This window comes from Chromobacterium amazonense (genome assembly GCF_001855565.1).
Taxonomy (GTDB): domain Bacteria; phylum Pseudomonadota; class Gammaproteobacteria; order Burkholderiales; family Chromobacteriaceae; genus Chromobacterium; species Chromobacterium amazonense.
In genome coordinates this window covers 53,257-77,962 of the sequence record NZ_MKCR01000014.1, presented here as the reverse complement: position 1 = coordinate 77,962, position 24,706 = coordinate 53,257, and the positions used below count along the sequence as shown (strand labels likewise).

The following is a 24,706-nucleotide window of genomic DNA, read 5'->3' as shown; positions in this document are numbered from 1 at the left end:
GCGCGGCCGAATACCAATAATCGCGCTGCATCACGCCGTCTTCTTCCGCCACCACCGCCGCCGACAGGCTGTGCCGGCTGCTGCGGAAGCCGCCGCGGAAGCCATGGCTGTTGGCATAAACGAACTGGCTGGCCTGCACCGAAACGCTGGCGCCTTCGGAGTTGCGGATGCGCGCGTCCACGGCGCGCGCGCTGTCCTCGCAGCGGCGGGCCAACTCGATGGCCTGCTCCACCGGCAGCTGCCAAGGGTGGTACAGGTCCAGGTCGGGCAGATCGTCAGCCAAAAGCTGCGGATCGGCCAGGCCGGCGCAGTCGTCCTCGGCGGTGTAGCGGGCGATGTCCAGCGCGGCGCGCACGGTATCGGACAGCGCCGGATCGGAAAAATCCGAGGTGCTGGCATGGCCCTTCTTCTGCCCCAGGTAAACCGTGACGCTGACGCCCTTGTCCTGGTTGTATTCGATGGTTTCCACCTCGGACAAGCGCACGCTCACGGTCTGGCCGATACCTTCTGAAACGTCAGCCTCGGCGGCGCTGGCGCCCAGCTGGCGCGCCAGCTCGAGCACGCGGTCGGCGATGCCGTTCAAGACGTCGGGACTGAAACTGAATGTTTTGTCTGCCATAGTATCTTTCGGAACAGTGGAAACGGCCGGCGGCCTTTTCCGGTATCATACCAGCCTTGAAAACCGAGTGAGACCTAGCAACAATGACCGACTACCAGAACGACGACGATGGTTTCGTCAGCAAGTCCCAGCGCAAGCGCGATATGGACGCGCTGCAGGACCTGGGCCGCGAGCTGGTCGAGCTGTCCAAAGACACGCTGAAGAAGATGCAGCTGCCGGAGGATCTGCTCACCGCCGTACTGGACTATAAACGCTTTACCGCCAATGGCGCGCTGCGCCGCCAGATGCAGTACATCGGCAAGCTGATGCGCGACGTCGATCCGGAGCCGATCCGCGAATACCTGAAAATCCTCAAGGGCGAATCGTCAGAGCACATCGCCTGGCAGCACCTGCTGGAGCGCTGGCGCGAAAAACTGATGGCTGATGACAAGGCGCTGTCCGACTTCCTGGCCGCCTTCCCGGAAGGCGATCCGCAGCAGCTGCGCACGCTGATGCGCAACGCGCGCAAGGAACTGCAGGAAAACAAGGCTCCCAAGGCCTACCGCCAGCTGTACCAGGAAATCAAGGCGCTGATTCCGGAGCCGGGCAAGCCGCGGCTGTGGCAAAAGGATGAGGACGAAGAATAATGCTGAAGATTGGCCTGGTTTCCATTTCCGACCGCGCAAGCCAGGGTGTCTACGAAGACAAGGGCCTGCCGGCGCTTCAAGACTGGCTGGCCCGGGCCCTCGCCACCCCGTTTGCAACCGTCACCCGGCTGATACCTGACGAGCAGCCCGGCATCGAGGCCGCGCTGAAGGCGCTGGTCGACGACGAGGGTTGCCAGCTGGTGCTGACCACCGGCGGCACCGGTCCGGCGCCGCGCGACGTCACCCCTGACGCCACGCTGGCGGTAGCCGACCGCGTGATGCCGGGCTTTGGCGAGCAGATGCGCCAGATCAGCCTGAAATTTGTCCCCACCGCCATCCTGTCGCGGCAGGTGGGCGTGATCCGCAAACAAAGCCTGATCCTGAATCTGCCGGGCCAGCCCAAGGCCATCCAGGAAACGCTGGAAGGCCTGCGCGGCGCCGACGGCAAGGTGGAGGTGCCCGGCATCTTCGCCGCCGTGCCCTACTGCCTTGACCTGATAGGCGCGCCGCATATCGAAACCCACGAGTCGGTGGTCAAAGCCTTCCGTCCCAAGTCCGCCGTCAAGCCGGCGCCATGAACTACCGCGCGCCATCGTGGCTGCGCGGCGGCCACGCCCAAACCATCTGGCCCGCAGTGGCCGTCAAGCTGGCCCCGCCGCGCTACCGGCGCGAGCTATGGGACACCCCGGACGGCGCGCGCATCGCGCTGGACTTTGTCGACGGCCAGCCCGGCGCGCCGCTGGTGGTGCTGTTCCATGGTCTGGAGGGCAGCAGCGCCAGCCATTACGCCAAGGCGCTGATGCACGCGGTGGCCGCGCGCGGCTGGCACGGCGTGGTATCGCATTTCCGCGGCTGCGGCGGCGTGGACAATCCTCTGCCGCGCGCCTACCACGCCGGCGACGCGGCGGAAATCCGCTGGATTCTGCATCGGCTGTCCCGCCGCTTCGCCGCCTTGGCGGCGGTGGGCGTATCGTTAGGCGGCAGCATGCTGCTCAACTATCTGGCCGAAGAAGGCGAGGCCGCGCTGCCGCAGGCCGCAGCCGCCGTCTCCGCCCCGCTGGACCTGGTGGCCGCCAGCACCCGGCTGGACAAAGGGCTTGGCAAGCTACTGTATACCCGGATGTTTCTGGACACGCTGAAGCCCAAAGCCATGGCATCGCTGCAGCGCCATCCGGGCCTGTTCGACGACGTCCGGCTGCGCCGCGCCCGCACCTTCATCGAATTCGACGATCTGGTCACCGCCCCGCTGCACGGCTTCGGCACAGCGCTGAACTATTGGACGCAGGCCAGCAGCAAGCCCAAGCTGAAACACATCGCCCGTCCTACGCTGGTGCTGAACGCGCGCAACGATCCGTTTCTGCCGGAAAGCGCCCTGCCCGACCCCTCGCAGGTTTCGCCCAGCGTAACGCTGGACTTTCCCGACGACGGCGGCCATGTCGGCTTCGCCACCGGCCCCTTCCCCGGCCGCATCGACTGGCTGCCGCAGCGGGTGCTCGCTTTTGTCGAGCCGCATCTGCAGAACAGCACCGACTAAAAGCCACAGCGATTGACGCTGCCATCGCATTGATGGCAAGTTGAGGCGCCTTCACGCTGCCAGACCTTGAAAGGAAAACCGATGCTACGCTCTGCCTTGCTCTGCTTCTCTTTGGCGCTGCTGTCCGGCTGCGCCACCATGGCCGACAGGCTGCGCGGCTCGCTCACGCCCCCGCCCGGCCAGGCCTATGCCGTCGTTTCGCTGGCGGGCAGGGCCTTCAATCCCGATAGCGCCACCCTGGGCCTGACGGTCAGCAATGCCCAAGGCCGCGAAGCGGCGCAGGATATCGCCAGCCTGACCACAGACACGGTATTCGGCGAGGAAGGCATGTCGCCGGCGGAGGGCAAGCTGGTGCTGCTTACCTTGCCGCCGGGCGACTATAGCCTGTCCAGCGTCTGGGCGCACTGGGTGGAGGACGGCGTCTTCGGCGCGGACATGAAGATCAAGCAGTTCAAACTGAACGCGCCCTTCCATCTGGAGCCGAACGAAACCGTTTATCTGGGCGAGGTGTGGGTGGACATGTCCTTCCTGCCTGAAGTGGCGCTGCGCGACGAGCGCAAGCGGGATTTCGGCCACATGCGCCGGGTATGGAAAGTCGAAGATCTCAGCGCCGTTCAGATACAGCCGCTGAGCCAGGCCCAGCCGGCGCGGCCCTGATCCGGCTCAGGGCTTGTACCACAAGCGATAGAGATAGGTCGGCTTGATCGCCGATGCGGCGGCCGGCGCCGGCTCCAGCACCTGGTATGCCGACTGCCGCGTGTCGCGCGGCAAGGGGTCCACGTAAGGCGGGCCGTCGAGTTTGCGCAAGGCCGCCACGCGCGGCTGGTTGGTCTTGTCGCCGCGATGCGTCACCACCGCCACCTCATTGCTGGCCAGCCGGACGAAGCTGCCCGGCGGATACACTCCCAGCTCCTTCACCAGCAGCGAAACGTGCTGCGACGGAAACCGGCCTAGCTCGCCGCGGAACAGGCTGCCCAGCACCTGCGCCGGCAGTTGCGGCTGCGGCTGATGCACGCAGGCGCACACCAAGTCCACCATCTGCAGCAATAAAGCGTCCGCCTCGATCTCGTCGCCAGCCAATCCCTGCGGATAGCCCTCGCCGTCCTGCCGTTCGTGATGCTGCACCACCAGCCTGTGCCAATGCTCGTCCTCCACGCCGGCCTCCCGCAGCAGGGCCGAGGCCAGCACGGGATGGGCGAACATCGCCTCCTGCTGCGGCAGATCCAGCGCCTCTTTCTGCGTCGCCAGCTGATTGAGCAAGCCGGTAATCGCCAGGTTCATGCTCAGCGCCGCGCCCAGCAGGGGCCTCAGCTCTTCGTCGGACAGGCCCAGCCGCAGCCCCAGCACCGCCAGGATGGCCGCGACATGCACACTATGCGCGCTGCCTATATCCTGAAACGGCAGCAAAAAAACGCTGGCCAGCACGCCATCGGGGTGGCGCCGGCTCAGCGCGATGAGATTGTCCGCCATGTCCATGAGGCTGGCCGATAGATCCCGCACCGCCAGCCCGTGCAACAACACGCCTTCAGCCCGACGTTGAAGAAAAGCCATTTCCTGCAACGGATTGGCGCTGCTGCGCAGCTGCTGGGCGTCCTTTTCCCGCTGCGCGGCGCGCTCCAGCCGTTCCCGCTCCAAGCGAGCGGCCACTTCTTCGCTGTCGCCATGCCCCATCCGGCCCAGCCGGTCGCGCTGGGCATCCGTCAAAACGTAATGGCCTTTCTTCAACAACAACACGCCATTCTTGGCGTAGATATCCACTGGCACTTGTTGGCCTTGACGCACGAAGTTGCGCGGCAGTTTTACCTTTGGCGACGAATCCGTCATATTTCACTTGCTTTGGTTACGCCGGAACCGCTCCAGCTTGCTTGTCCTGCACAGGCGCAGCCTGGCCCGATACTAGCCAGAAAAATCTCGATAGAAGGTGTCGTAAGCTGATCTTAAAGCCAGCACTAGCATTTATGCAGTTTTTACCTGCTTCATGCAAGCCACCTCAACACAGGAGCGCATTCATGACCCAGCACCATGCCACGCTCAATCGCAGGCGCTTCCTCACGGGCGCCGGCAGCCTCGGCTTCGCCCTGGCAGTGCAGCCGGTAGCGGCGAGCGCCATTCTAACCGACAGCCAGTCGCTTCAAACCGGCATCCCCGCCATCGACACCGGCAGCGGCGCCATGCCCGGCTACTACGCCAAGCCGGAAAACGCCGCAGGCCCCTTGCCGCTGGTCATCGTGATTCAGGAAATCTTCGGCGTGCACGCCCATATCCAGGACCTATGCCGTCGCCTGGCCAAGCAAGGCTACTTCGCCGTCGCGCCGGAACTCTACTTCCGCCACGGCAATCCGGCCGAGGTTGCCGATATCGACACCTTGATGCGCGATGTGGTCAGCAAAGTGCCGGACAACGAGGTGCAGAACGATCTGGACGCCACCTGGCGCTGGGCCGGTGCCCACGGCGCCGACCTGCGGCGCGCGGCGGCGACAGGCTTCTGCTGGGGCGGACGCCAAACCTGGCTGTACGCCGCGCACAACCGCCAGCTCAAGGCCGCCGCCGCTTGGTACGGCAAACTGGAAGGCCCCGTCACGGCCAATACGCCGCGCCATCCATTGGATATAGCGGCGCAGCTGGAGGTGCCGGTGCTGGGCTTGTATGGCGGACAGGACCAGAGCATCCCGCAGGCCTCGGTGGACAAAATGCAAACGGCGCTGAAGCAAGCCGGCAAGAACAGCGAGATCGTGGTCTATCCCGATGCCGGGCATGGCTTCAACGCCGACTACCGCCCCAGCTATCATGCCCGGGACGCCGCGGATGGCTGGCGCAAGATGCTGGACTGGTTCGCCCGCCACGGCGCAGGCTGAACAGCGATCAGCGTCCGCCAACCATGGTGCGCATTTCCAGCCGGTTGCGCACCACCTGGTTCAGCAGCTGCATCCACAGCGGGTGGAACTGACGCTCGGACGCGTTCAGCTCGGCCACGCCGCGCAAGATGGAGCGGCGCGGCCCCTGCTGCGCATGCTTCAGCGTGACCGACTCAAAGGCATCCACCAGCGCCAGCAAGCAAGCGCCATCGCAGATTTCCTCGCCCTTCAGCCCATCCGGGTAGCCGCTGCCGTCTTGCGACTCATGATGTTGCAGCACCATTTGGGCGGCCTCCTCCCATCCCTGCATGCGCGCCAGCAAGCCGCCCGCCCAGCCAGGATGGGACGCCATCTGCCGCCGGTCGTCCAGACTCAGCCGGCCCGCTTTGAGCCAAAGCGACTCCGGCAACAGCAGCATGCCGATATCGTGCATATAAACGGCGGCGGCCACTTGCTCCATGCTCAACGGCTTTTCCGCCAGCCGGTTGATTTCCAGCGCCAGCGTCAGGTTGCGCTCGGTGCGCCCGGCGAATTCCGGCACCCGCTGCTCAAACTGCATCGCCAATGAACGGAAGAACTGCAAATCGGCAAACAAATGGCCGCCCAAACCGCTGGCCACCACGCTGGGAGTCGGCATAGGCGGCGCCGCCGGCCCCATCATGCGCGCCACCAGCTTGGCGCAGGCCAGCGGCAGCTCGGCAGCGCTGGCCTCGGCCAGCTTATCCAGCGAAGGCAATAGCGATCTGAGAAGGCTGTCGTCAGGCAGCAAGCCATTGGCCATATCGTCCAGCAGCATCACCACCCGGTCCGTGACCAGCAACAGCACATCTCCCACTGCATCCTGATAATGCAGCTCATTCTGCCGGATACGGTCCAGCAGGGTTTCCAGCGCATGGACGTAAGGCTCGATAAAGTGCACCTGGCACAAGCTGGCATCGCCCTTGATGCTGTGCAAAATGCGGAACAACTGGGCAACTTTTTCCGAATCGCGGCTGCCATCGCCCAGCTGGCAAACCAGCTGTTCCAATTGCGGCGCGTAATCGGACACCGCGTCGCGGAAATCCTGAAACGCGATGGGATCGATAATCTCCGGCACTTCCGGCTGCATGGCCATAAGCTTTCTCTCCGACACTCTCCATCTATCCAGTATATGCAACTGGCGTCGCCGCGCATGTTCTACCTGATTCAAACATTGCGGTTGTCGCAAACATACAGGAAATGTAAATGTCCTGACCAATGGTATTAAAGATTCGTAAAAACAGACGGCTCCTGCAGAAAACGCTTGCCATGGACGGAAACTAGAGGCACTATGCCTCCCGCAGGATGCTCAAGTTGTGGATGTGTAGTTGTCGTAGTGGCATAGGCCGTACCTCAGTCGCCATTTCCCTTGATCTTCGTGCCTTTTTATTCAACTGCTCGTTTTGAGGAATTAACAAAATGGCAACCGGTACCGTTAAGTGGTTCAACGACTCCAAAGGTTTTGGCTTTATCACCCCGGATGAAGGCGGCGACGACGTTTTCGCTCACTTCTCCCAAATCAACGCGAAGGGCTTCCGCACTCTGGCTGAAAACCAACGCGTGAGCTTCGACATCGTCGATGGCCCGAAGGGCAAGCAAGCCTCCAACATCCAGCCGGTGTAATCTCCTTAGCGAGATCATCGACCAGATGAGAAAACCCGGATTCGTCCGGGTTTTTTGCATTTTCAGCCCCCGCCACAGGAGCCATCCATGTCCGACAACCATGAAACCGTGATCGCCGCCACCCGCGACTGGGTGGAAAAAGCCGTGATCGGCCTCAATCTGTGCCCCTTCGCCAAATCGGTGTATGTCAAAAACCAGGTGCGCATCCAGGTCAGCGAAGCAAGCGACGTCCGCCAACTGGCGGAAGAGTTGGCCGCCGAACTGAAGCTGCTGGCCGACACCGATCCGCAGGAAATCGACACCACGCTGCTGGTTCATCCCGGCGTGCTGCAACGATTTCTCGATTTCAACGAATTCCTCGATATCGCCGACGCGATGGTGGCCGAGCTGAATCTGGAAGGCGAAATCCAAGTAGCCAGCTTTCATCCCAAATTCCAGTTTGAAGGCACCGGAATCAACGATATCGAAAACTATACCAACCGCTCGCCGTACCCGACGCTGCACTTGATCCGCGAAGCCAGCATAGACCGCGGGGTGGAAGCGTTTCCGGAAGCCGAAGCGATCTACGAGCGCAATATCGAGACCCTGCAAACGCTGGGCCTGGCCGGCTGGAAAGCGCTGTTCGCATCCAAGCCAGAGCAGAAGTAATCCCTGCCAATAAAAACGCAGCCCGCAGGCTAATGCCGTTCACTTAAGGATTTTCGGGCGACTTTTCTGGCCTTGAGAGCACAGGAATCCACAAAAAAAGCACCGTTTCCCATGCATGGAGACGGTGCTTTTCTCTTAAGTGAACGGCATTAGCCCGCAGGCTGCGTTTTTATTTACGGGCAGGAAGCTCAATTCGGATAACGGCCCTGCTTGTCGACATAGAAGGCGCGAATCTTAGGCATGTCCGCCTCGATATCGCCGCTGGGGGTGAACATCGGACCAAAGCCGCCTTCCTTGCGCCCGTAATCCAGATACGCCAGCGCGATCGGCACGCCGGCGCCTACCGCGATATGGTAAAAACCGGTCTTCCATTCGTTCACCGACTTGCGGGTGCCCTCGGGCGGAATCGCCAGCACCAGCTGCTCGCTGCGCTGGAACACCTCCACCATTTGCTGCACCAGCGAATTACTCTGATGCCGCATCACCGGCACGCCGCCCAACCAACGCATCACCGGCCCCATCGGCCCTTTGAACAGGGTATGCTTGCCCATCCAGTAGATCTTGGCGCGGGAAGCGAAACATAGCCCCAGCGTAATCGGAAAATCCCAATTGCTGGTGTGCGGCGCGCCTACCATCACGTACTTGTCCAGCCTGGGGAATTCGCCCTGCAATTTCCAGCCGCTCAGTTTGAGCAGCGCGATGGACAAGCAGCGGAACAAGTCGCGGATGACGGGGGTATCGAAAATGGTGAAATGCATGGCAACCCTGAGCAAAGGCGCCGCCCAGCGCGCTGGAAGACCGCGCGTCGCGCCGCCCCCAGCGCGGGAGCAGCCGCCTGACACGTGGAAAGGGCTGAATGTACTTGATGGAACATTTTCAGTAAAGCATGCAAGCGGCGAAGCCGATATGGCTTTGCAGCGATGACAATCTCATTCCCGGCGCGCTATCCATGATTATTTAGAATTATCGATAAATATTGATACGATCCATAACAATCAGTAACACACATGCTGGAACCGACGACGCATCCTGCTGCCCAAACGGTATAGGCCCCACAAACAGGATTCACACAATGAACAAACACGCCACCCCGACCCGACTGACCCTGACCGCCAGCGCCCTGATCGCCCTCAGCCTGCTTTCCGGCTGCGCCAATATGACCCACCGCCAGAAAAACACCGCCATCGGGGCGACTGCCGGCGCCGTGCTGGGCTCGGTTCTGACTGGAGGCGGCACCGTCGGCACGCTGGGCGGCGCAGCCATAGGCGGCGTCATCGGCCACCAGAGCCGCTGATCCGGCCAAAACCCCATGAGCCAGCGCCCGCTGGCTCTTTTGTTTTATTGCGGACGCACATATCATCGGAATGAAATCCACACCGGGCCATATCATGAGCCAAACCATGAACTGGGAGAGTCTGCTCTCCACCCGCCGTTTCAAACTCATCCAGGGCGAAGTCAAGGAAACCCATACGCCGGCCACCCAGGAAGGCGGCTCCGGCCTACGCACGGATTTCCACATCGATCACGACCGCGTAGTGTTCTCCAGCGCCTTTCGCCGCCTGGGCCGCAAAACCCAGGTTCACCCCCTTGCTCGGCACGACCATACCCACAACCGGCTGACCCACAGCGTAGAGGTGGCCAGCGTCGGCCGCAGCCTGGGCAACCGCGTGGGCGTGATGCTGGACCATGCCGGCCAGCTGCCGGCCGGCTACACGCCGCACGATATCGGCGCGGTAGTGCAAGTGGCCTGCCTGGCGCACGACATCGGCAACCCGCCGTTTGGCCACACCGGCGAAGACGCCCTGCGCGACTGGTTCCGCGCCGACCGCAACGCCCATTGGCTGCATGGGCTCAGTCCGGCGGAAATCCGCGACGTGCAAACCTACGAAGGCAATGCCCACGGCCTGCGCATGCTGGCCTCATTGGAAATGTACACCGGCGAAGGCGGCATGCGGCTCACCGCCGCCGCGCTGGGCACGCTAATCAAATATCCGTGGACTGCCGACGCGCAACCGGCCTATGAACGCGACAAGTTCAATATCTACCGCACCGAACTACCCTACTTCGAACGGGTGGCGGCGGAACTGGGCCTGCTGCGCCACGGCCCGCTGCAATGGAGCCGCCATCCGCTGTCCTATCTGATGGAAGCGGCCGACGACATCTGCTACGCCATTCTGGACCTGGAAGACGCCGTGGAAATCGGCATTCTGGATTTCCATGAGTTCGAAAAACTGTTCTCGGGATTCTCCGACCATGAACGCGTCTGGGGCATGCACGACATCAGCCAGAAATGCGGCACGCTGCGCGGCGTGGCGATAGGCCGCTGCGTGACCGAGGTGGCGGAAAAATTCATGCTGCACCAGCGCTCTTTGCTGAATGGAGAATTCCCGGCCAAGGATCTCATCAACCTGTGCGATCCAGCGGTGCAGGACGCGCTGCTGCAAGCCAAGGAACTGGCCAGCACCAAGGTCTACCGCCACCGCACCAAGCTGGTCACGGAACTGGCTTCCTATCCCTGCATCGCCACCATTCTCGACGCGCTGGTGCCGGCAGTGCACGCCTTTATCCGCCAGGACGGCAAGGGGCTGACCCCGCGCGAGCACTTGGCGATGGGGCTGCTGGACCGCCATATTCAAAGCAACGACAGCCTGTATCAGGGCTATATGAAGGTGCTGGACTTTGTCGGCGCCATGACCGATAACTACGCCGCCAATATGGCGCGCGAACTGTCCGGCGTCGGCATCCTGTAAACACACAGCGAAAGGCGACAATGCCCCTGCCCGTCACCCGCTTCTGCCTGGTTCGCCACGGCGAAACCGACTGGAACCGTGAATACCGGCTGCAAGGCCACACCGACATCCCGCTCAACGCCACCGGCCTGGCGCAAGCCGATCAACTGGCCCTAGCCTTCCGCGCCGCCTCGTCATTCCAGGCCCTATACGTCAGCGACCTCACGCGGACCCGCCAGACAGCCGAGCCGCTGCAGGCCAAGCTGCGGTTGGCCGCCCACTACACCCCGCAACTGCGGGAGCGCCATATGGGCGCGCTGCAGGGCCTGACCTACGCCGAAGCCGCAGAGCGCATTCCCCATGTCTACCAGCGCCATCAGACGCGCGATCCGGACTACGATCTGGAGGGCGGCGAAAGCCTGCGCCGCTTCAGCGCGCGCATACTGGAAAGCCTGGCCGACATCGCCAGCCGTCATCCCGGCCAGGAGGTGCTGATCGTCACCCACGGCGGCGTGCTGGACATCATCTACCGCGCCGCCACCGCCAAGCCGCTGGCCGACAAGCGCGACTTCCCCATTCCCAATGCCGCATTGAATTGGCTGGACTACGGCAACGGCGGCTGGGACTTGAGGCGCTGGGCGGACGAATCGCACCTGAGCGGCGCGCTGGACGAAATTCAGTAAGAAACACGACCCGCTAGCGACAAACAAGCAAGAGACGGGTCCGCGCCCGGCCAGACATACACACCCAAGGAACGATGCCATGACCATGCACAAGACCGACGCCGAATGGCGCGCCCAACTGACCCCGGAACAATATCGCGTCGCCCGCGAGGCAGGCACCGAACGGCCTTTCAGCGGCGAGCACTACTTCCACAATAAACACGGCGACTACTTCTGCGTCTGCTGCGGCACCCTGCTGTTCCACAGCGATGCCAAGTTCGACGCCGGCTGCGGCTGGCCCAGCTTCTACGCAGAAGCCGCCGGCGCCAATATCCGGCGCATCACCGACACCTCGCACGGCATGGTGCGCGTGGAAGTGCGCTGTTCCCATTGCGACGCCCACCTGGGCCACGTTTTCCCGGACGGCCCGGAACCCACCGGAGAACGCTACTGCATCAATTCCGTGTGCATGACGTTCAAGGAAACCAAGTAATCGTGTTGTAGGTTTTCAAAGTTACTGCACACTCTTTGCACACAGTTGAAATTGCACCAAAATGGGGCGTAGCAATTACATGCTATGCCCTTTGTTATTTCAACTCAACAAATGGGTACGGCGCTGTTGCACAAACCCTCCCCCAGCGCGGCTTGGTAAGATAGTGGCATGACCAAGCCCCCTCCGAAACGCTACCGAACCACCAACTGGAAAGCCTACAACCGAGCCCTGATCCAGCGCGGCTCCCTGTCCGTCTGGCTGGACACAAGCATGTCATGGCGGGCAACTCCTCGGGGCAAGCGTGGACGGACGCAGACCTATAGCGATACCGCTATTCAATTCTGCCTGACCATTAAGAACCTGTTTGGACTAGCGTTGCGGCAGACCATCGGCTTCATCCAAAGCCTGATCCAGTTGGCGGGTCTGGACTGGAGCGTCCCAGATTACAGCACGCTATCCAGGCGGCAGCAGACGCTGCAGGTCAAAATTCCCTACCAGAAAAGCTCAGGCGCGCTGCATCTGCTGGTCGATAGCACCGGCATCAAAATGCTGGGCGAAGGTGAATGGAAAACCAAGAAACATGGCGCGGAATATCGCCGGCAATGGCGTAAGGTGCATCTGGGCATCGATGCGGAAACCCTGCAAATCCGCGCCATCGAGGTAACCGACAACCGCCAGAGCGATGCGCAAATGCGACCTTCGCTATTGACGCAAATCCCGGCTGATGAGCCGATAGGCTGCGTGAGCGGCGATGGGGCTTTTGATACCAAGGCGTGCCATGAGGCGATTGCCGCGCGGGGCGCGATCGGGTGCATTCCGAGCCGCAAGAATGCGAGACCGTGGAAAGGAAGTGTGCTGGGAGTGCTGGCGCGGAATGAGATTCTGCGGACCACCAAGCGACTAGGCCGGGCGATCTGGAAGCGTTGGAGCGGCTACCATCGCCGCAGCTTGGTGGAAACCAAGATGTATTGCTTTAAACGGCTAGGCGAGAGGGTGATGGCCCGGCGTTTCGATGGTCAAGTGGCAGAGCTGCAAGTACGTGCTGCCATCTTGAACCGCTTCAGCATGCTGGGCCGGCCGTGCACGGTGCCGGTGGCGTAAATCCGTTTGGGGAAAGGGGAAACTCGCCCTGTTCAGGATTTGTGCAACAGCGCCGATTCAGCCCGCGGTGAATGCCAATGTCGGGGAAGTGAACGTTCAGCGACAGGGTCCGGCCTTCGGCCTTTTCCGGCAGCAGGCGCACCGCCAGATAGTCGAACAGCATGTCCGGGGTCATCTCCCGTATGGTGTCCGGCGAGCTGGACTTGGTCGCCGAACCGGTAGGGAGTCCTTTGCGCAGTTCGCTGGCGCCCTGCAGATAAATGGAGCGCCACGGACCGGATTCCGCCTGGTAACCGAGTTGTTCGTAGGCATCCGCCAGCAATTCCTTGGCCGGCTGGTTTTTCGGGTTGGCGAACACGACATGCTTCAGCACTTCGGCCACCCAGCGGTAATCGCCCTTTTGATAGGATGCGGCGGCTTTTTCCAGCACGGCGTCTTCGCCACCCATGTATTGAACGTACTTGGGCGCGATCATTTCCGGCGGTTCGTTGTTCAGACTGGAGGGGTTGCCGTCGTACCAGCCCATATAGCGCTGATATACCGCGCGACTGTTATGGCGCAACGTGCCGTAGTAGCCGCGGTTAGGCCAAAAATTGCTCAAGGACGGCGGCAGTTTGATGGTTTCGGAAATTTCCTCGCCCGTCATCCCCTGGTTCAACATCCGCACCGACTGGTCGTGAATGTATTTGTACAAGTCGCGCTGCTTCTTCAGACCGTCCACGATGCTGGCGTTGCCCCAGCTGGGCCAGTGGTGGCTCTGGAAACGAACCTGCACTTGGTCGCCCCAGGTCTCGATGGTGGTGTTCAGCCCGTCCGACCATTTGATCGGGTCGCGCACCTCCGCCCCGCGCAAGGTCAGCAGATTGTGCATGGTGTTGGTGACGTTTTCCGCCATCCACAAGGCCTTGAACTGGGGAAACCAAGTATTCATCTCTGCCGGCGCCTCGGTTCCAGGCGTGAGCTGGAATACCATTTTCACGCCGTCGATCTCCATTTCTTCGATGCTCTGCTTGATCTCATGCGTCGGCAGCAACAGGCTCACCTGTCCGGACGAGATGGTCTGGCCCAGCCCCGCATTGACGCTGCCGCGTTCGCCGCGCTCCAGCATCGCGCCGTACATGTAGACGGCGCGCCGGCTCATCGCGTTGCCGGCGATCACGTTCTCCTTGATCGCGTGCTCGGAAAAATGTTCGGGGGCGATGATGGGCACCTTGCCTGACAGAACATCCGCTTCGCTCACCATGCCGCGCACCCCGCCGTAGTGGTCGGCGTGCGGGTGGCTATACACCACGGCCACGACAGGGCGCTCTCCGAGCGTTTTGTTGATGAAGTCCAGAGCGGCTTTACCGGTTTCCTGAGATAGCAAGGTATCAAATACGATCCAGCCGGTTTTGCCTTCGATGAACGTCGCGTTAGAGAGATCAAAGCCTCGTATCTGGTAGATATGGTCCGCGACCTTGTACAGGCCATACTCCATGTTCAGCTGTGCATTGCGCCACAGGCTGGGGTTGACAGTATCCGGCGCGGATTTATTGCTGGAAATGAAGCGCTTGTAGCTTTCCATGTCCCATACCACATTGCCTTTTTCGTCCTTGATTTGCATGAAGTCTGGACGTGCGATGAATCCCCGGCGAGCGTCGGCGAAGTCTCGCGTGTCATGAAATGGCAGCTCCGCCAACACTTTGCGGTTGGCCTCGACGGTGAATTCAGTCGCTGGCTTGGGCATAACGTCCGCCACGGCCACTCCCATCATGCTGATGGAGAGAAGGGCCAAGCATACTTGCTTCCTTTTTTTCATTGCATCACTTTCAAAACAATCGCTTAGGAAAGCGATGTTAACGATGGCGGCTGCGACTATCGATAGCGGCAGCCATATGCAATGGTTTGGAAAAACTTAACAATCCCTAGGGGCTGTTGACATTTGGTGGGCGGTGGCGCCAGGATGCGTTTTGCAACGAATCGAGGCGTTTCGCGGCCGCATAGTCATTCTCAGCCAGCGCGGAACAACGAAGAGTCGGCGCGAATGGCGCCCGGCCCCGCGGGGAAATTCTCGGCATCGTTATCGCAGGACTCTCTCGTGTGACAATCCTGAGTGGCTACGGCTGTCGACGCAGTGCAGGATTTTTCACATAGTCTGCCTACACCTACGCAAAAGCCATTTGCATTAAAAAACGCCGAAAACAGGATGAATACGCGCATATTCAAGAACAACACCACGGCGCTGCCGCTCAAGCGCTGCTCCGCTTGCGACGGGACGATGAGCTGGCATGCAAATGAGCGCGCCTGCCGGGATGCTGTCCAGCCTTGCTCCGAGCGCTGCAGGCGCGTGAAAGACAGAGCCTGATGACTACATTGCGGCTGATACTGGGCGACCAGCTCAATCCCTGCCATAGCTGGTTCGCCTCGACCGATCCCGACGTAGTGCATGTGATGATGGAGATCCGCCAGGAAACCGATTACGTGCGCCACCACGCGCAAAAAATCCTGGCCATCTTCGCGGCGATGCGCGACTTCGCCGCCCAGTTGAAAGCGCAAGGCCACCGCGTGCGCTATGTCGCCATCGATGACGCCAGCAACCGCCAGTCGCTGACCGGCAATCTGGACGCGCTGATCGCCCATTACCGCGCGGCGGCGGTGGAGTACCAGGCCCCGGACGAGTGGCGACTGGACCGCCAGCTGGCGGAATGGGCGGCCAGCCTGCCCATTCCCTGCCGCATGGCGGACAGCGAGCACTTCTACACCGCGCGCGGCGAGGCGGCGGCGTTCTTCGGCGCGCGGCGGCAATGGCGGCAGGAGGCCCTATATCGTCACCTGCGGCGCAAGCACGGCATTTTGATGGACGAAAACGGCGAGCCCGCCGGCGGGCGCTGGAATTTCGACGGGGACAACCGCCAGCGCTGGCCCGGCGAGCCGCCAGAGCCAATAGACCCGCGGCCGGCTCATGATCACAGCCAGCTGTGGCAAACCATTGTCGACTCCGGGGTGGACAGCTTCGGCCAGCCGCAGGCGGACGCGCTCTGCTGGCCGCTCAACCGCGCCGAAGCGCTGGCGCAGCTGCGCGCCTTCGTCGAATACGCGCTGCCGCATTTCGGCGCCTACCAGGACGCGATGCACACACGCGGGCGGCGGCTGTTCCATTCGCTGCTGTCATTCGCCTTGAATGCGAAAATGCTGAACCCGCGCGAAGCGGTGGACGCCGCCGTCGCCGCCTGGCGCTCGGGCCGCGCGCCGCTGGCCGCGGTGGAAGGCTTCGCGCGGCAGATTCTGGGCTGGCGCGAGTACGTGCGCGGCGTGTACTGGGCCAAAATGCCCGACTACCGCGACAGCAACGCGCTGGCGCACAGCCTGCCGCTGCCGCGCTGGTTCTGGGATGGCGACACCGGCATGCGCTGCCTCGCGCACGCCATCGGCCAATCGCTGCAAGACGCCTACGCCCACCATATCCAGCGGCTGATGGTGATAGGCAATTTCGGCCTGATCGCCGGCCTGTCGCCGCAGGCGCTGCACGAATGGTATCTGGGGGTCTACATCGACGCCTTCGAATGGGTGGAGCTGCCCAACACGCTGGGCATGAGCCAGTTCGCAGACGGCGGCCTGCTGGGCAGCAAACCTTACGCCGGCAGCGCGGCTTATATCGGCCGCATGAGCGACTACTGCGCGGGTTGCCGCTACCAGCCCAAACAGCGCGTCGGCACAGACGCCTGCCCTTTCAATGCCTTGTACTGGGACTTTTTCCAGCGCCACCGCCCGCGGCTGGCCGCCAATCCTCGGCTGGCCTTGGTCTACCGCCAGCTCGACAAGCTGCCGGAGGCCGAACGCGCCGCCATCGCCGCGCGCGCCGCCGCGCTGCAAGCCAATCTCAACGCGCTCTGAAAAACCATGCGGCAAAGCGCTGTTCGCCTTTACTCTCCCGCCCTTGGCCGGCTGCAGCATCGCGCCGCCGCACGCCATCGTCCCAGCTTTAGTTTTCCGCAAGCTGGCGGCCAGGCGCGCGGGTACGAAATTGCCGCCTGAATCATCTCCGCTGCCGACGCGGCCTGCCGGCTCAGCGCCACGCTGGCCAATGGCTGCGGGGATGGAAGTCCATATCGGGGCTTCACGGCAATACATGCGCTTGCCTCTCGGCGGCAATGTTTTTATCGTTCAAGCATGTCTTCGCATCCATCGTCATGGAGTGTCGCCATGGAATTGTTCGATACCTTGTCCGCCCAAATCCGCCATATGCGGCTGCCCTTGTTTGCGGTCAGCCTCAGCGCCGTCCCCTTTCCTGACACGCCGCTACTGCTGATGCTGCATTGGCACGGTTTCCGCCAGTCCGAAACGGGCCATGCGGAAGCGAACAAAACGACCTTCCGGCAAGTGCCGGCCTCGGCCTTGCAACTGACACGCCGTTGGAACACGCTATCGCTGGTGGAGGAAGAGATTCTGGACGCGGCCTGGCAGCTGGGCGCGTGGAGCCTGTTGCGCGACGAGCACCGCGGCTGCAACACCATGGGCGCCGCCGCCGGCGAGGAACTGGCCTGCCGCCAGGCTTTCGGGAATTTGCCGCCTATCGACGGCCAGGAAAGCATCGTGGCCGAGGCGCCCGACAGCCCGGAGCTGATGCGGCTGGCGGCTCGCCGCGGCTATGTTTCCTGGCAATTTCGGCCGGTGCATGGCGGGGTGTGGCGCGAGCTGGCCGAAGACGACACCCTGAGCGCGGAAGGCCTGCGCCAGCCTCCCTGCCCGCTCGCGCCGCGCGCCTGCCGCGGCGGCAAGGCGGCCCGGACCGAATACCGTTTCGGCCGCATCGAACGCATCATTCTTTAGCCGGATTTTTTCTGAAAAAAACCTCTTGAAAACTTTTTGGCCCGCCCTTACTTGGTGATTCGTCAGCCACCCAGGCTGCATTTAACCGGCAAGCGCGGGCCTTGTCGCCGCTGCGGCCAGCCGGTCTCACTTACCGTTTCCCATGATCTGAATCGCACAGGAGATTGATATGCAAATCCGTCCTCTGCACGACCGGATTATCGTCAAGCGGGTCGAAAAGGTCCGCCAGACTGCCTCCGGCATCGTCATTCCCGATAGCGCCGCCGAAAAACCCGAGCAAGGCGAAGTGCTGGCGGTCGGCCCCGGCAAGCGCCTGCAGGACGGCACCTTGCTGCCGATGCAAGTCAAAGTGGGCGATCTGGTGCTGTTCGGCAAATACGGCGGCCAGACCGTCAAGCTGGACGACCAGGAATATCTGGTGCTGCGCGAGGAAGACGTCTTCGGCGTGATCGAAGGCGCATCCGAGTCCGGCCGCAAGGCTGCCTGATTTCCCCCATTCATCACAGGAGTTAAACCATGGCTGCGAAAGAAGTCCGCTTCCACGACAACGCCCGTGAACGCATCGTCAACGGCGTCAATGTGCTGGCTAACGCGGTAAAAGTCACCCTGGGCCCGAAAGGCCGCAACGTGCTGCTGGCGCGCAGCTTCGGCGCGCCGCACATCACCAAGGACGGCGTGTCGGTCGCCAAGGAAATCGAACTGAAAGACCCGTTCGAAAACATGGGCGCGCAGATGGTGAAGGAAGTGGCGTCCAAGACCGCCGATGTGGCGGGCGACGGCACCACCACCGCCACCCTGCTGGCCCAGGCCATCGTGCAGGAGGGCATGAAGTACGTGGCCTCCGGCATGAACCCGATGGACCTGAAGCGCGGCATCGACAAAGCCGTCCATGCCGTGGTGAAGGAGCTGCAAACCCTGTCCAAGCCAGTGACCAACAGCAAGGAAACCGCCCAGGTGGCCGCGCTGTCCGCCAACTCCGACGAGGCCATCGGCAAGATCATCGCCGACGCCATGGATAAGGTAGGCAAAGAAGGCGTGATCACCGTTGAAGACGGCAAGTCCTTGGACAACGAGCTGGCCGTCGTCGAAGGCATGCAGTTCGACCGCGGCTACCTGTCGCCGTATTTCATCACCGATCCGGAAAAACAGACTGCCGTGCTGGAAGACCCGCTGGTGCTGCTCTACGACAAGAAGATCAGCAATATCCGCGACCTCTTGCCGGTGCTGGAGCAAGTGGCCAAGGCCGGCAAGCCGCTGCTGATCGTCGCTGAGGACGTAGAGGGCGAAGCGCTGGCCACCCTGGTGGTGAACAGCATGCGCGGCATCCTGAAGGTGGCCGCCGTCAAGGCGCCGGGCTTCGGCGACCGCCGCAAGGCCATGCTGGAAGACATCGCCATCCTCACCGGCGGCACCGTCATCGCCGAGGAAACCGGCCTCACGCTGGAAAAAGCCGGCCTGGCCGAGCTGGGCAGCGCCAAGCGCGTGGAAATCGGCAAGGAAAACACCACCATCATCGACGGAGCCGGCGACAAGGCCAAGATCGACGCGCGCGTGCAAGCCATCCGCGCCCAGATCGACGCGGCCACCAGCGACTATGACCGCGAGAAGCTGCAGGAGCGCGTGGCCAAGCTGTCCGGCGGCGTGGCGGTGATCCGCATCGGCGCCGCCACCGAAGTGGAAATGAAAGAGAAGAAAGACCGCGTGGACGACGCCTTGCACGCCACCCGCGCCGCAGTGGAAGAAGGCATCGTGGCCGGCGGCGGCGTGGCCCTGCTGCGCGCCCGCGCCCACGTGGGCGAGCTGAAAGGCGACAACGCCGACCAGGACGCCGGCATCCAGATCGTGCTGCGCGCGCTGGAAGCGCCGCTGCGCGCCATCGCCGCCAATGCCGGCGACGAGCCGTCGGTCATCGTCAACAAGGTGCTGGAGGGCAAGGGCAGCCATGGCTACAACGCCGCCAGCGGCCAGTTCGGCGATCTGGTGGAAATGGGCGTGATCGACCCGACCAAGGTGACGCGCACCGCGCTGCAAAACGCCGCCTCCATCGCCAGCCTGATCCTGACCACCGACGCCACCGTGGCCGAAGCGGCGCAGGACAGCAAGGCCAAAGCCCCGGCGGAGCTGGATTACTGATCCGCCAGTCTGGTCCTCTTTCATCATTGGCCCGCGCCCAGGCGCGGGCTTTTTTTCGCCAGCAAAAAATGCGGCTATAAGGTAGACAACGGAAGTTTTCACTCACGCGGCACCATTCAGACGGAGCGTCCGCCATGCCTTGCGCTGCCCTCTCCAGTGGGCCTCTCCTGCCCTGCCTGATAGCCCTTTTAGCCAACGCCGCGCTCGCCGCGGAGCCGGTCAAGAACTGGTTCCATGACCCCTTCTTTCAGGTGCGCAATCGCGTGCCCGGCTGCCCGATGCCGCTTGGCCCATTCGGCACGGAAGAGGACATGAAGGCCCAGGCGCATTCGCGGGTGGAGCGCGGCACCAGTTGCTGGCGGGCCGGACAGTGCAAGAAGCCCAATGCCTATCTGTACGATGCCGACATCGCCAAGGATCTGCAGCGCCGCTTTGCCAAGACCCGCCGCTTCGCCGATGCCAGCTTGTGGATCACGGTACAACGGCGCTTTGTTTATGTGGAAGGCTGCACCCGCAACAAGCAGGCCGCCTCCGGCATTGACGCCTTTGTCAGGCAAACGCCGGATGTGCAGCTGGTGGTGACGAATACCATCATTGGAACAGGCATACCCAACTATCCGGTGATGCCTGCGAAATAGCGCCCTCCCCTTTGCCTGCGGAATCCTCACTGCGCAGCCCAGCCGGCAGCCGCAAAAAAAGGCGCGAAACTCGCGCCTTTTTACCTGCCATCAAACCGGATTACACCAGCACGGCATGCCGTCTGCGGGTGCGGCCGGAATGCAGATAACCGGCGATATAGTCCTGAGAAACTTCGCCGCAATAGCGGCCGGCCTCGTCCACAACCGGCATCCAGGTCAGATTGTGCTCATACAGGCGCGACAGCACGAAGCGCAGGTTCTCGCCCGCGCCGGCCATCGCCTCGATCCGGTTGAGCTTGTCGCGGCAACTGCCGCCGCCGGCCTTGGCATCGCGCCGCCTGACGAAGCCCAGCGGCTGTCCCGCCGCGTCCACCACGGTCAGATGCATCAAGTCGCCATCGTCCATCATGCCGTAGGCAGCGGACAGCGGCGTGTCCAGCGTGGCCGTCAACGTCTCCTGCAGATCGGCCACCTCGCCGGCCTGCACCAAGAGCAGGCGCTTCAAGATGCGGTCATGGCCGACGAAGCTGGCGACAAAGTCATCGGCCGGGCGCGCCAGCACTTCGTCCGCCCCGGCGCACTGCACCATCCGCCCCTGGCGGAACACCGCGACGCGGTCGCCCAGCTTGATCGCCTCGTCGATATCGTGGCTGACCAGCATCACCGTCTTGCCCAACTGGCGCTGCATCTGCAGGAATTCGTTCTGGATCTGCTCGCGGTTGATCGGATCCACCGCGCCGAACGGTTCATCCATCAGCAGCACCGGCGCGTCGGCCGCCAGCGCACGGATTACGCCGATGCGCTGCTGCTGGCCGCCGGACATCTCGCGCGGGTAGCGCTGCAGGAAACGGTCCGGGTCCAGCGCCACCATGCGCATCAGCTCGCGGGCGCGCTCGCGGCAGCGCTTCTTGTCCCAACCCAGCATGCGCGGCACCACCATGATGTTTTCCTCGATGGTCATATTCGGGAACAGGCCGATCTGCTGGATCACGTAGCCGATATGCCGGCGCAGCGTCACGGTATCGATTCCGGCCGTATCCTCGCCGGCGATCAGCACCTTGCCGGAAGTCGGTTCGATCAGGCGGTTGATCATCTTCATGGTGGTGGTCTTGCCGCAGCCGGACGGGCCAAGCAGCACGCAGATTTCGCCTTCCGCCACCTTCAGGCTGACATTATCCACGGCCTGCACCAGCTGGCCGTTCTTTTGAGTAAATTGCTTGCAGAGATTTTGCAGTTCTATCATCAGCGAATTCCTTTCGGTGTCAGCGCGCGCTGGGCGCGCAACAGCAGCCAATCCATGGCGATGGCCAGCAGGCTGACGGCGAGCGCGCCGGCGATCAGCTTGCGGATGTCGCTCTGGCTGATGCCGTGCAGGATCAGGGTGCCGAGGCCGCCGGCGCCGACGATGGCGGCGATCGCCATCACGCCGATGTTCAGCACCACCGCGGTGCGGATGCCGGCGAAAATCACTGGCACCGCCAACGGCAGCTCTACCCAGCGCAGCCGCTGCCAGAAGGTCAGGCCGATGCCGCGCCCCGCTTCGCGCACGCCGGGATCCACCTGCGTCAGCGCGGTGTGGGTATTGCGCACGATGGGCAGCAGCGAATACAGAAAGGCGGCGGTAATGGCCGGCACCGCGCCTATGCCATGGCCGATCAGCGAAAACAGCGGGATCATCAGGCCGAACAGCGCGATGGCCGGAATGGTCAACAGCAGAGTGGCCAGGCTCAGCACCGCGCCGGCCAGCGCGGGGAAACGCACGATCGCCACGCCCAGCGGCACGCCCAGCAGCACAGCCAGCCCAACGGCGATGCCGACCAGCGACAGGTGCTGCTGCGCCAGCGCACCGATATACGGCAGATTGCCCAGGATATAGCGGCCGGTTTCCAGGACCGTCTCCATCATGCGCCCTCCTTCAGCAGCTGGTGGCTGCGCAGAAACTCGGCGGCCACGTCCTTGACCGGGCGGTGCCGGATATCCACCTCGGCGTTCATCGCCGACATCGTGTCGTTGTCCAGCACGGCGGCCAGCCGGTTCAACTCATCCGCCAACCCGGGATGGCGCTCCAGCGCCTCCTTGCGCACCACGGGCACGGCGGCGTAAGGCGGGAAAAAGCCCAAGTCATCCTGCAGCACCAGCAGGTCGAAACCAATAATGCGGCCATCGGTGGTGTAAACCAGGCCGGCATCGACAAAGCCATCGCGGATGGCGTTGTAAACCAGGCCGGCATCCATCTGCCGGATCTGCGGCCGGCTCAACTCCATACCGTACAACTGCTGCAGAGGCTTCAGGCCGTCCGGGCGGCCGGCAAACTCCATGTCGAAGCCCAGCTGCCAGCGCTGATCGCTGCCGTTGCGCTGGTTGACCGCGCGCGCCAGATCGGACAGCGTGCGCACGCCCTCGGCTTCGGCGCGGCTGCGTTTCATCGCCAGCGCATAGGTGTTGTTGAGCGCGGCCGGATTCAACCAGACCAGCCCCTTCGCTTCGTCCAGCCGCTTGACGGTGGCGTAAGCCTCCTCATTGCTCATTTTTTGCTGAATGCCGTGATGGACGATCAGCGCGGTGCCGGTGTACTCCCATACCAGGTCGAGCTGCCCATGCTCTTGCGCATTGCGCATGATCACGGAAGCCAAATCCTGCTTTTGGGTAATCTCGTAGCCCTTGCTGCGCAGATACTGCGCGGTCAGCTCGGACAACAGATGCTGCTCGGTGAAGTTCTTGCTGCCCAACACCAAGCCCGCCGCGGCCGGCGCGGAAAACAGGGTCAGAGCGGCAATGGCCAGGCCAATGCCGGCCAGCACATTGCGCAGAGACGCAATCAATTTCATAAGGAATCCTCCATGCCTAGGGGCTGTTGACGTTTGCTGAGTAGTCGCGCCGGAGCGCATTTCACGGCGAATCGAGGCGTTTCGCGCGCCGCATAGTCATTCTCTGCCAGCGCGGAACAACGAAGAGTCGGCGCGAAAGGCGCCCGGCCCTGCGGGTTTGGCCGCTTTGGGCCGGAAGCCGCGTTGCCCAGCCCTTGCATAGAATGACTATGCGTCGGACTGTGCGCCTCGCTTCCGGACCAAATCGGCTCAAACGCGATCCACTCACCAAACGTCAACAGCCCCTTGCCCACCAAGGCGGGCTGTTGCCGACACACCGCTCAGGCGATGCCGCGCGCGGCGGCCAGGCGGCCGGCCGCGGCCACCAGCTGGTCCAGCGCCAGCGCGATCAGCGCGGTGCCGCCGGCGCCCAGCAACAAGGCGGTGTGGTTATTGAGGTAGATGCCGGGAAAGATCAGCTCGCCGTAACTGCTGGCGCCGATCAGGAAGGCCAGCGGCGCGGTGCCGACATTCAGCGCCAGCGCCACCCGCACGCCGGACAGGATGACCGGCAAGGCATTGGGCAACTCCACTTTCCACAGCCGCTGCCGCGGCGTCATGCCCAGGGCGTCGGCAGCCTCGAGCATGGACGGCGGCAAGCCGGCCAGGCCGGCATAGGTGTTGCGCACGACGGGCAACAACGAGGCAAGGAACAAGGCGACGATGGCCGGCGCGTCGCCGATGCCCACCGCCACCATGGCCAAAGCCAATACCGCCATCGGCGGCAGGGTATTGCCGACATTGAAGACCTGCATCCAGGACTCCGCGCGGCAGCGCAAGCGCGGCCGGCTCAACAGAACGCCGCAGGGCAGGCCCATCGCCAGCACCAGCGCCATCGACACGCCAACCAAATAGAGATGCTGCCGGCCCAGATAGACCAGATCTTCTCGATATTCCGCCCACACGGCCGGGCCAAGGCCGTAATACAACCCAGCCGCCGCCAGGGCGGCCAAGGTCAGCCAAAACATGCTGCGCTTGCCAAACGCTCTTTTGTGCATCTGCGTCCTCCTTGGCGGATAGCGACGGACAAACCGTCTGCGATCCGCTGTAATGATCGCGACAACCAGAGAGCTGCCAGTAGATTTTCAAGACACCCGGCGAAACCGGATATGGAATGCGTATAACGCGGGAGCGGGCGCTTGCCCGACAATTGAGTGGCGCATGACGCGCCGGCGAATTTTCAAATACTATAACACCTCGCCAATAAACATGCAAATTATCTAATATTCAGAAACACCATTAGAATATTGATGTTTAAGGATTGGCAAGGAAAAAACTGTAAACATTCATCCATTTGTACTTTTAAGCGCAACCTTAGTCCGGCCGGACAAAATAGCCAGCCCCACCCTCG

General features: G+C 62.5%; 27 protein-coding genes. 18 read left to right on the top strand and 9 right to left on the bottom strand.

Annotation, left to right across the window (positions count from 1 at the left end):
* Positions 1-619: TldD/PmbA family protein (locus tag BI343_RS08775; RefSeq protein WP_280513325.1), on the bottom strand; the 619-nt coding region annotated here is incomplete at its 3' end.
* Between the two features lie 83 nt (positions 620-702).
* Here BI343_RS08775 and yjgA point away from each other — a divergent pair.
* The 4 genes from yjgA to BI343_RS08755 all read left to right on the top strand — a co-directional run bounded on the left by yjgA (position 703) and on the right by BI343_RS08755 (position 3,436).
* A complete protein-coding gene (gene yjgA, locus BI343_RS08770) occupies positions 703-1,245 on the top strand; it encodes a ribosome biogenesis factor YjgA (RefSeq protein WP_043626687.1) in 543 nt (180 codons plus the stop codon).
* On the top strand, positions 1,245-1,823 hold the full coding sequence (gene mog / locus BI343_RS08765; RefSeq protein ID WP_139165685.1) for a molybdopterin adenylyltransferase: 579 nt from the start codon (positions 1,245-1,247) through the stop codon (positions 1,821-1,823). Before yjgA ends, mog begins: the two co-directional genes overlap by 1 nt.
* Positions 1,820-2,779 (top strand): YheT family hydrolase, encoded by a 960-nt coding sequence (locus tag BI343_RS08760; RefSeq protein ID WP_071109421.1) that lies wholly within the window; start codon positions 1,820-1,822, stop codon positions 2,777-2,779. The genes mog and BI343_RS08760 overlap by 4 nt, the downstream gene beginning before the upstream one ends.
* 81 nt (positions 2,780-2,860) lie before the next feature.
* Positions 2,861-3,436, top strand: coding sequence for a hypothetical protein (locus BI343_RS08755; RefSeq protein WP_071109420.1), 576 nt, complete (start codon positions 2,861-2,863; stop codon positions 3,434-3,436).
* Positions 3,437-3,442: 6 nt separating this feature from the next.
* Here the strand turns inward: BI343_RS08755 and BI343_RS08750 are convergent, their stop codons facing one another.
* Positions 3,443-4,603: an HD-GYP domain-containing protein gene (locus BI343_RS08750; protein ID WP_071109419.1), complete on the bottom strand. Its 1,161-nt coding sequence runs from the start codon at positions 4,601-4,603 to the stop codon at positions 3,443-3,445.
* Between the two features lie 185 nt (positions 4,604-4,788).
* On the opposite strand from BI343_RS08750, the gene BI343_RS08745 reads away from it, so the two are divergent.
* Entirely contained in the window at positions 4,789-5,634 is an 846-nt protein-coding gene (locus BI343_RS08745) for a dienelactone hydrolase family protein (protein ID WP_071109418.1), read from the top strand.
* Positions 5,635-5,641: 7 nt separating this feature from the next.
* On the opposite strand, the gene BI343_RS08740 is transcribed toward BI343_RS08745, so the two are convergent.
* Complete coding sequence (locus tag BI343_RS08740) at positions 5,642-6,748, bottom strand: HD domain-containing phosphohydrolase (protein ID WP_071109417.1); 1,107 nt, start codon at positions 6,746-6,748, stop codon at positions 5,642-5,644.
* 323 nt (positions 6,749-7,071) lie between these two features.
* On the opposite strand from BI343_RS08740, the gene BI343_RS08735 reads away from it, so the two are divergent.
* Together BI343_RS08735 and BI343_RS08730 are read left to right on the top strand one after the other, a co-directional pair.
* A complete protein-coding gene (locus BI343_RS08735) occupies positions 7,072-7,275 on the top strand; it encodes a cold-shock protein (RefSeq protein ID WP_043626664.1) in 204 nt (67 codons plus the stop codon).
* Between the two features lie 87 nt (positions 7,276-7,362).
* Positions 7,363-7,923: a DUF1415 domain-containing protein gene (locus tag BI343_RS08730; RefSeq protein ID WP_071109416.1), complete on the top strand. Its 561-nt coding sequence runs from the start codon at positions 7,363-7,365 to the stop codon at positions 7,921-7,923.
* Positions 7,924-8,111: 188 nt separating this feature from the next.
* Here BI343_RS08730 and BI343_RS08725 read toward each other — a convergent pair whose 3' ends face one another.
* Positions 8,112-8,681 carry a lysophospholipid acyltransferase family protein gene (locus BI343_RS08725; RefSeq protein ID WP_071109415.1) on the bottom strand — a complete coding sequence of 190 codons (570 nt, stop codon included), beginning with the start codon at positions 8,679-8,681 and terminating at the stop codon, positions 8,112-8,114.
* A 314-nt stretch (positions 8,682-8,995) separates the two neighbouring features.
* Between BI343_RS08725 and BI343_RS08720 the strand changes: the two genes are divergently transcribed.
* The 5 genes from BI343_RS08720 (at position 8,996) to BI343_RS08700 (ending at position 12,908) form a co-directional block, all read left to right on the top strand.
* The gene (locus BI343_RS08720) at positions 8,996-9,217 is read left to right on the top strand and encodes a glycine zipper 2TM domain-containing protein (RefSeq protein ID WP_043626657.1); all 222 of its coding nucleotides are present in this window, start codon (positions 8,996-8,998) and stop codon (positions 9,215-9,217) included.
* 94 nt (positions 9,218-9,311) lie between these two features.
* Entirely contained in the window at positions 9,312-10,673 is a 1,362-nt protein-coding gene (locus BI343_RS08715; RefSeq protein WP_189338961.1) for a deoxyguanosinetriphosphate triphosphohydrolase, read from the top strand.
* Positions 10,674-10,693: 20 nt separating this feature from the next.
* On the top strand, positions 10,694-11,335 hold the full coding sequence (locus BI343_RS08710; protein WP_071109414.1) for a histidine phosphatase family protein: 642 nt from the start codon (positions 10,694-10,696) through the stop codon (positions 11,333-11,335).
* A 79-nt stretch (positions 11,336-11,414) separates the two neighbouring features.
* A complete protein-coding gene (msrB, locus tag BI343_RS08705) occupies positions 11,415-11,807 on the top strand; it encodes a peptide-methionine (R)-S-oxide reductase MsrB (RefSeq protein ID WP_071109413.1) in 393 nt (130 codons plus the stop codon).
* Positions 11,808-11,975: 168 nt separating this feature from the next.
* Positions 11,976-12,908 carry an IS5 family transposase gene (locus BI343_RS08700; protein ID WP_083340880.1) on the top strand — a complete coding sequence of 311 codons (933 nt, stop codon included), beginning with the start codon at positions 11,976-11,978 and terminating at the stop codon, positions 12,906-12,908.
* Here the strand turns inward: BI343_RS08700 and BI343_RS08695 are convergent.
* A complete protein-coding gene (locus BI343_RS08695; RefSeq protein ID WP_211269403.1) occupies positions 12,868-14,646 on the bottom strand; it encodes an alkyl/aryl-sulfatase in 1,779 nt (592 codons plus the stop codon). The two genes, BI343_RS08700 and BI343_RS08695, sit on opposite strands and share 41 nt — an antisense overlap.
* Before the next feature lie 447 nt (positions 14,647-15,093).
* Between BI343_RS08695 and BI343_RS20720 the strand changes: the two genes are divergently transcribed.
* The 6 genes from BI343_RS20720 to BI343_RS19985 all read left to right on the top strand — a co-directional run bounded on the left by BI343_RS20720 (position 15,094) and on the right by BI343_RS19985 (position 20,488).
* Complete coding sequence (locus BI343_RS20720) at positions 15,094-15,252, top strand: DUF2256 domain-containing protein (RefSeq protein WP_422614105.1); 159 nt, start codon at positions 15,094-15,096, stop codon at positions 15,250-15,252.
* A complete protein-coding gene (locus BI343_RS08690; protein ID WP_071109412.1) occupies positions 15,252-16,781 on the top strand; it encodes a cryptochrome/photolyase family protein in 1,530 nt (509 codons plus the stop codon). Before BI343_RS20720 ends, BI343_RS08690 begins: the two co-directional genes overlap by 1 nt.
* Before the next feature lie 309 nt (positions 16,782-17,090).
* Complete coding sequence (locus BI343_RS08685) at positions 17,091-17,717, top strand: diguanylate cyclase (RefSeq protein WP_071109411.1); 627 nt, start codon at positions 17,091-17,093, stop codon at positions 17,715-17,717.
* Positions 17,718-17,886: 169 nt separating this feature from the next.
* Positions 17,887-18,204, top strand: coding sequence for a co-chaperone GroES (locus BI343_RS08680; protein ID WP_043621205.1), 318 nt, complete (start codon positions 17,887-17,889; stop codon positions 18,202-18,204).
* A gap of 29 nt (positions 18,205-18,233) precedes the next feature.
* Positions 18,234-19,850, top strand: a complete 1,617-nt coding sequence (groL, locus tag BI343_RS08675; RefSeq protein WP_071109410.1) for a chaperonin GroEL — start codon at positions 18,234-18,236, stop codon at positions 19,848-19,850.
* 311 nt (positions 19,851-20,161) lie between these two features.
* Positions 20,162-20,488: a BON domain-containing protein gene (locus BI343_RS19985; protein ID WP_083340878.1), complete on the top strand. Its 327-nt coding sequence runs from the start codon at positions 20,162-20,164 to the stop codon at positions 20,486-20,488.
* 100 nt (positions 20,489-20,588) lie between these two features.
* Here BI343_RS19985 and BI343_RS08665 read toward each other — a convergent pair whose 3' ends face one another.
* The 4 genes from BI343_RS08665 to BI343_RS08650 form a co-directional block, all read right to left on the bottom strand.
* Positions 20,589-21,731, bottom strand: coding sequence for an osmoprotectant ABC transporter ATP-binding protein OsmV (locus tag BI343_RS08665; protein WP_071109408.1), 1,143 nt, complete (start codon positions 21,729-21,731; stop codon positions 20,589-20,591).
* Positions 21,731-22,393: an ABC transporter permease gene (locus BI343_RS08660; protein WP_425304788.1), complete on the bottom strand. Its 663-nt coding sequence runs from the start codon at positions 22,391-22,393 to the stop codon at positions 21,731-21,733. The genes BI343_RS08665 and BI343_RS08660 overlap by 1 nt, the downstream gene beginning before the upstream one ends.
* Positions 22,390-23,316, bottom strand: coding sequence for a glycine betaine ABC transporter substrate-binding protein (locus tag BI343_RS08655; protein ID WP_052246613.1), 927 nt, complete (start codon positions 23,314-23,316; stop codon positions 22,390-22,392). The genes BI343_RS08660 and BI343_RS08655 overlap by 4 nt, the downstream gene beginning before the upstream one ends.
* Before the next feature lie 320 nt (positions 23,317-23,636).
* Positions 23,637-24,353, bottom strand: coding sequence for an ABC transporter permease (locus tag BI343_RS08650; protein ID WP_071109407.1), 717 nt, complete (start codon positions 24,351-24,353; stop codon positions 23,637-23,639).
* Between the last annotated feature and the right edge of the window lie 353 nt (positions 24,354-24,706).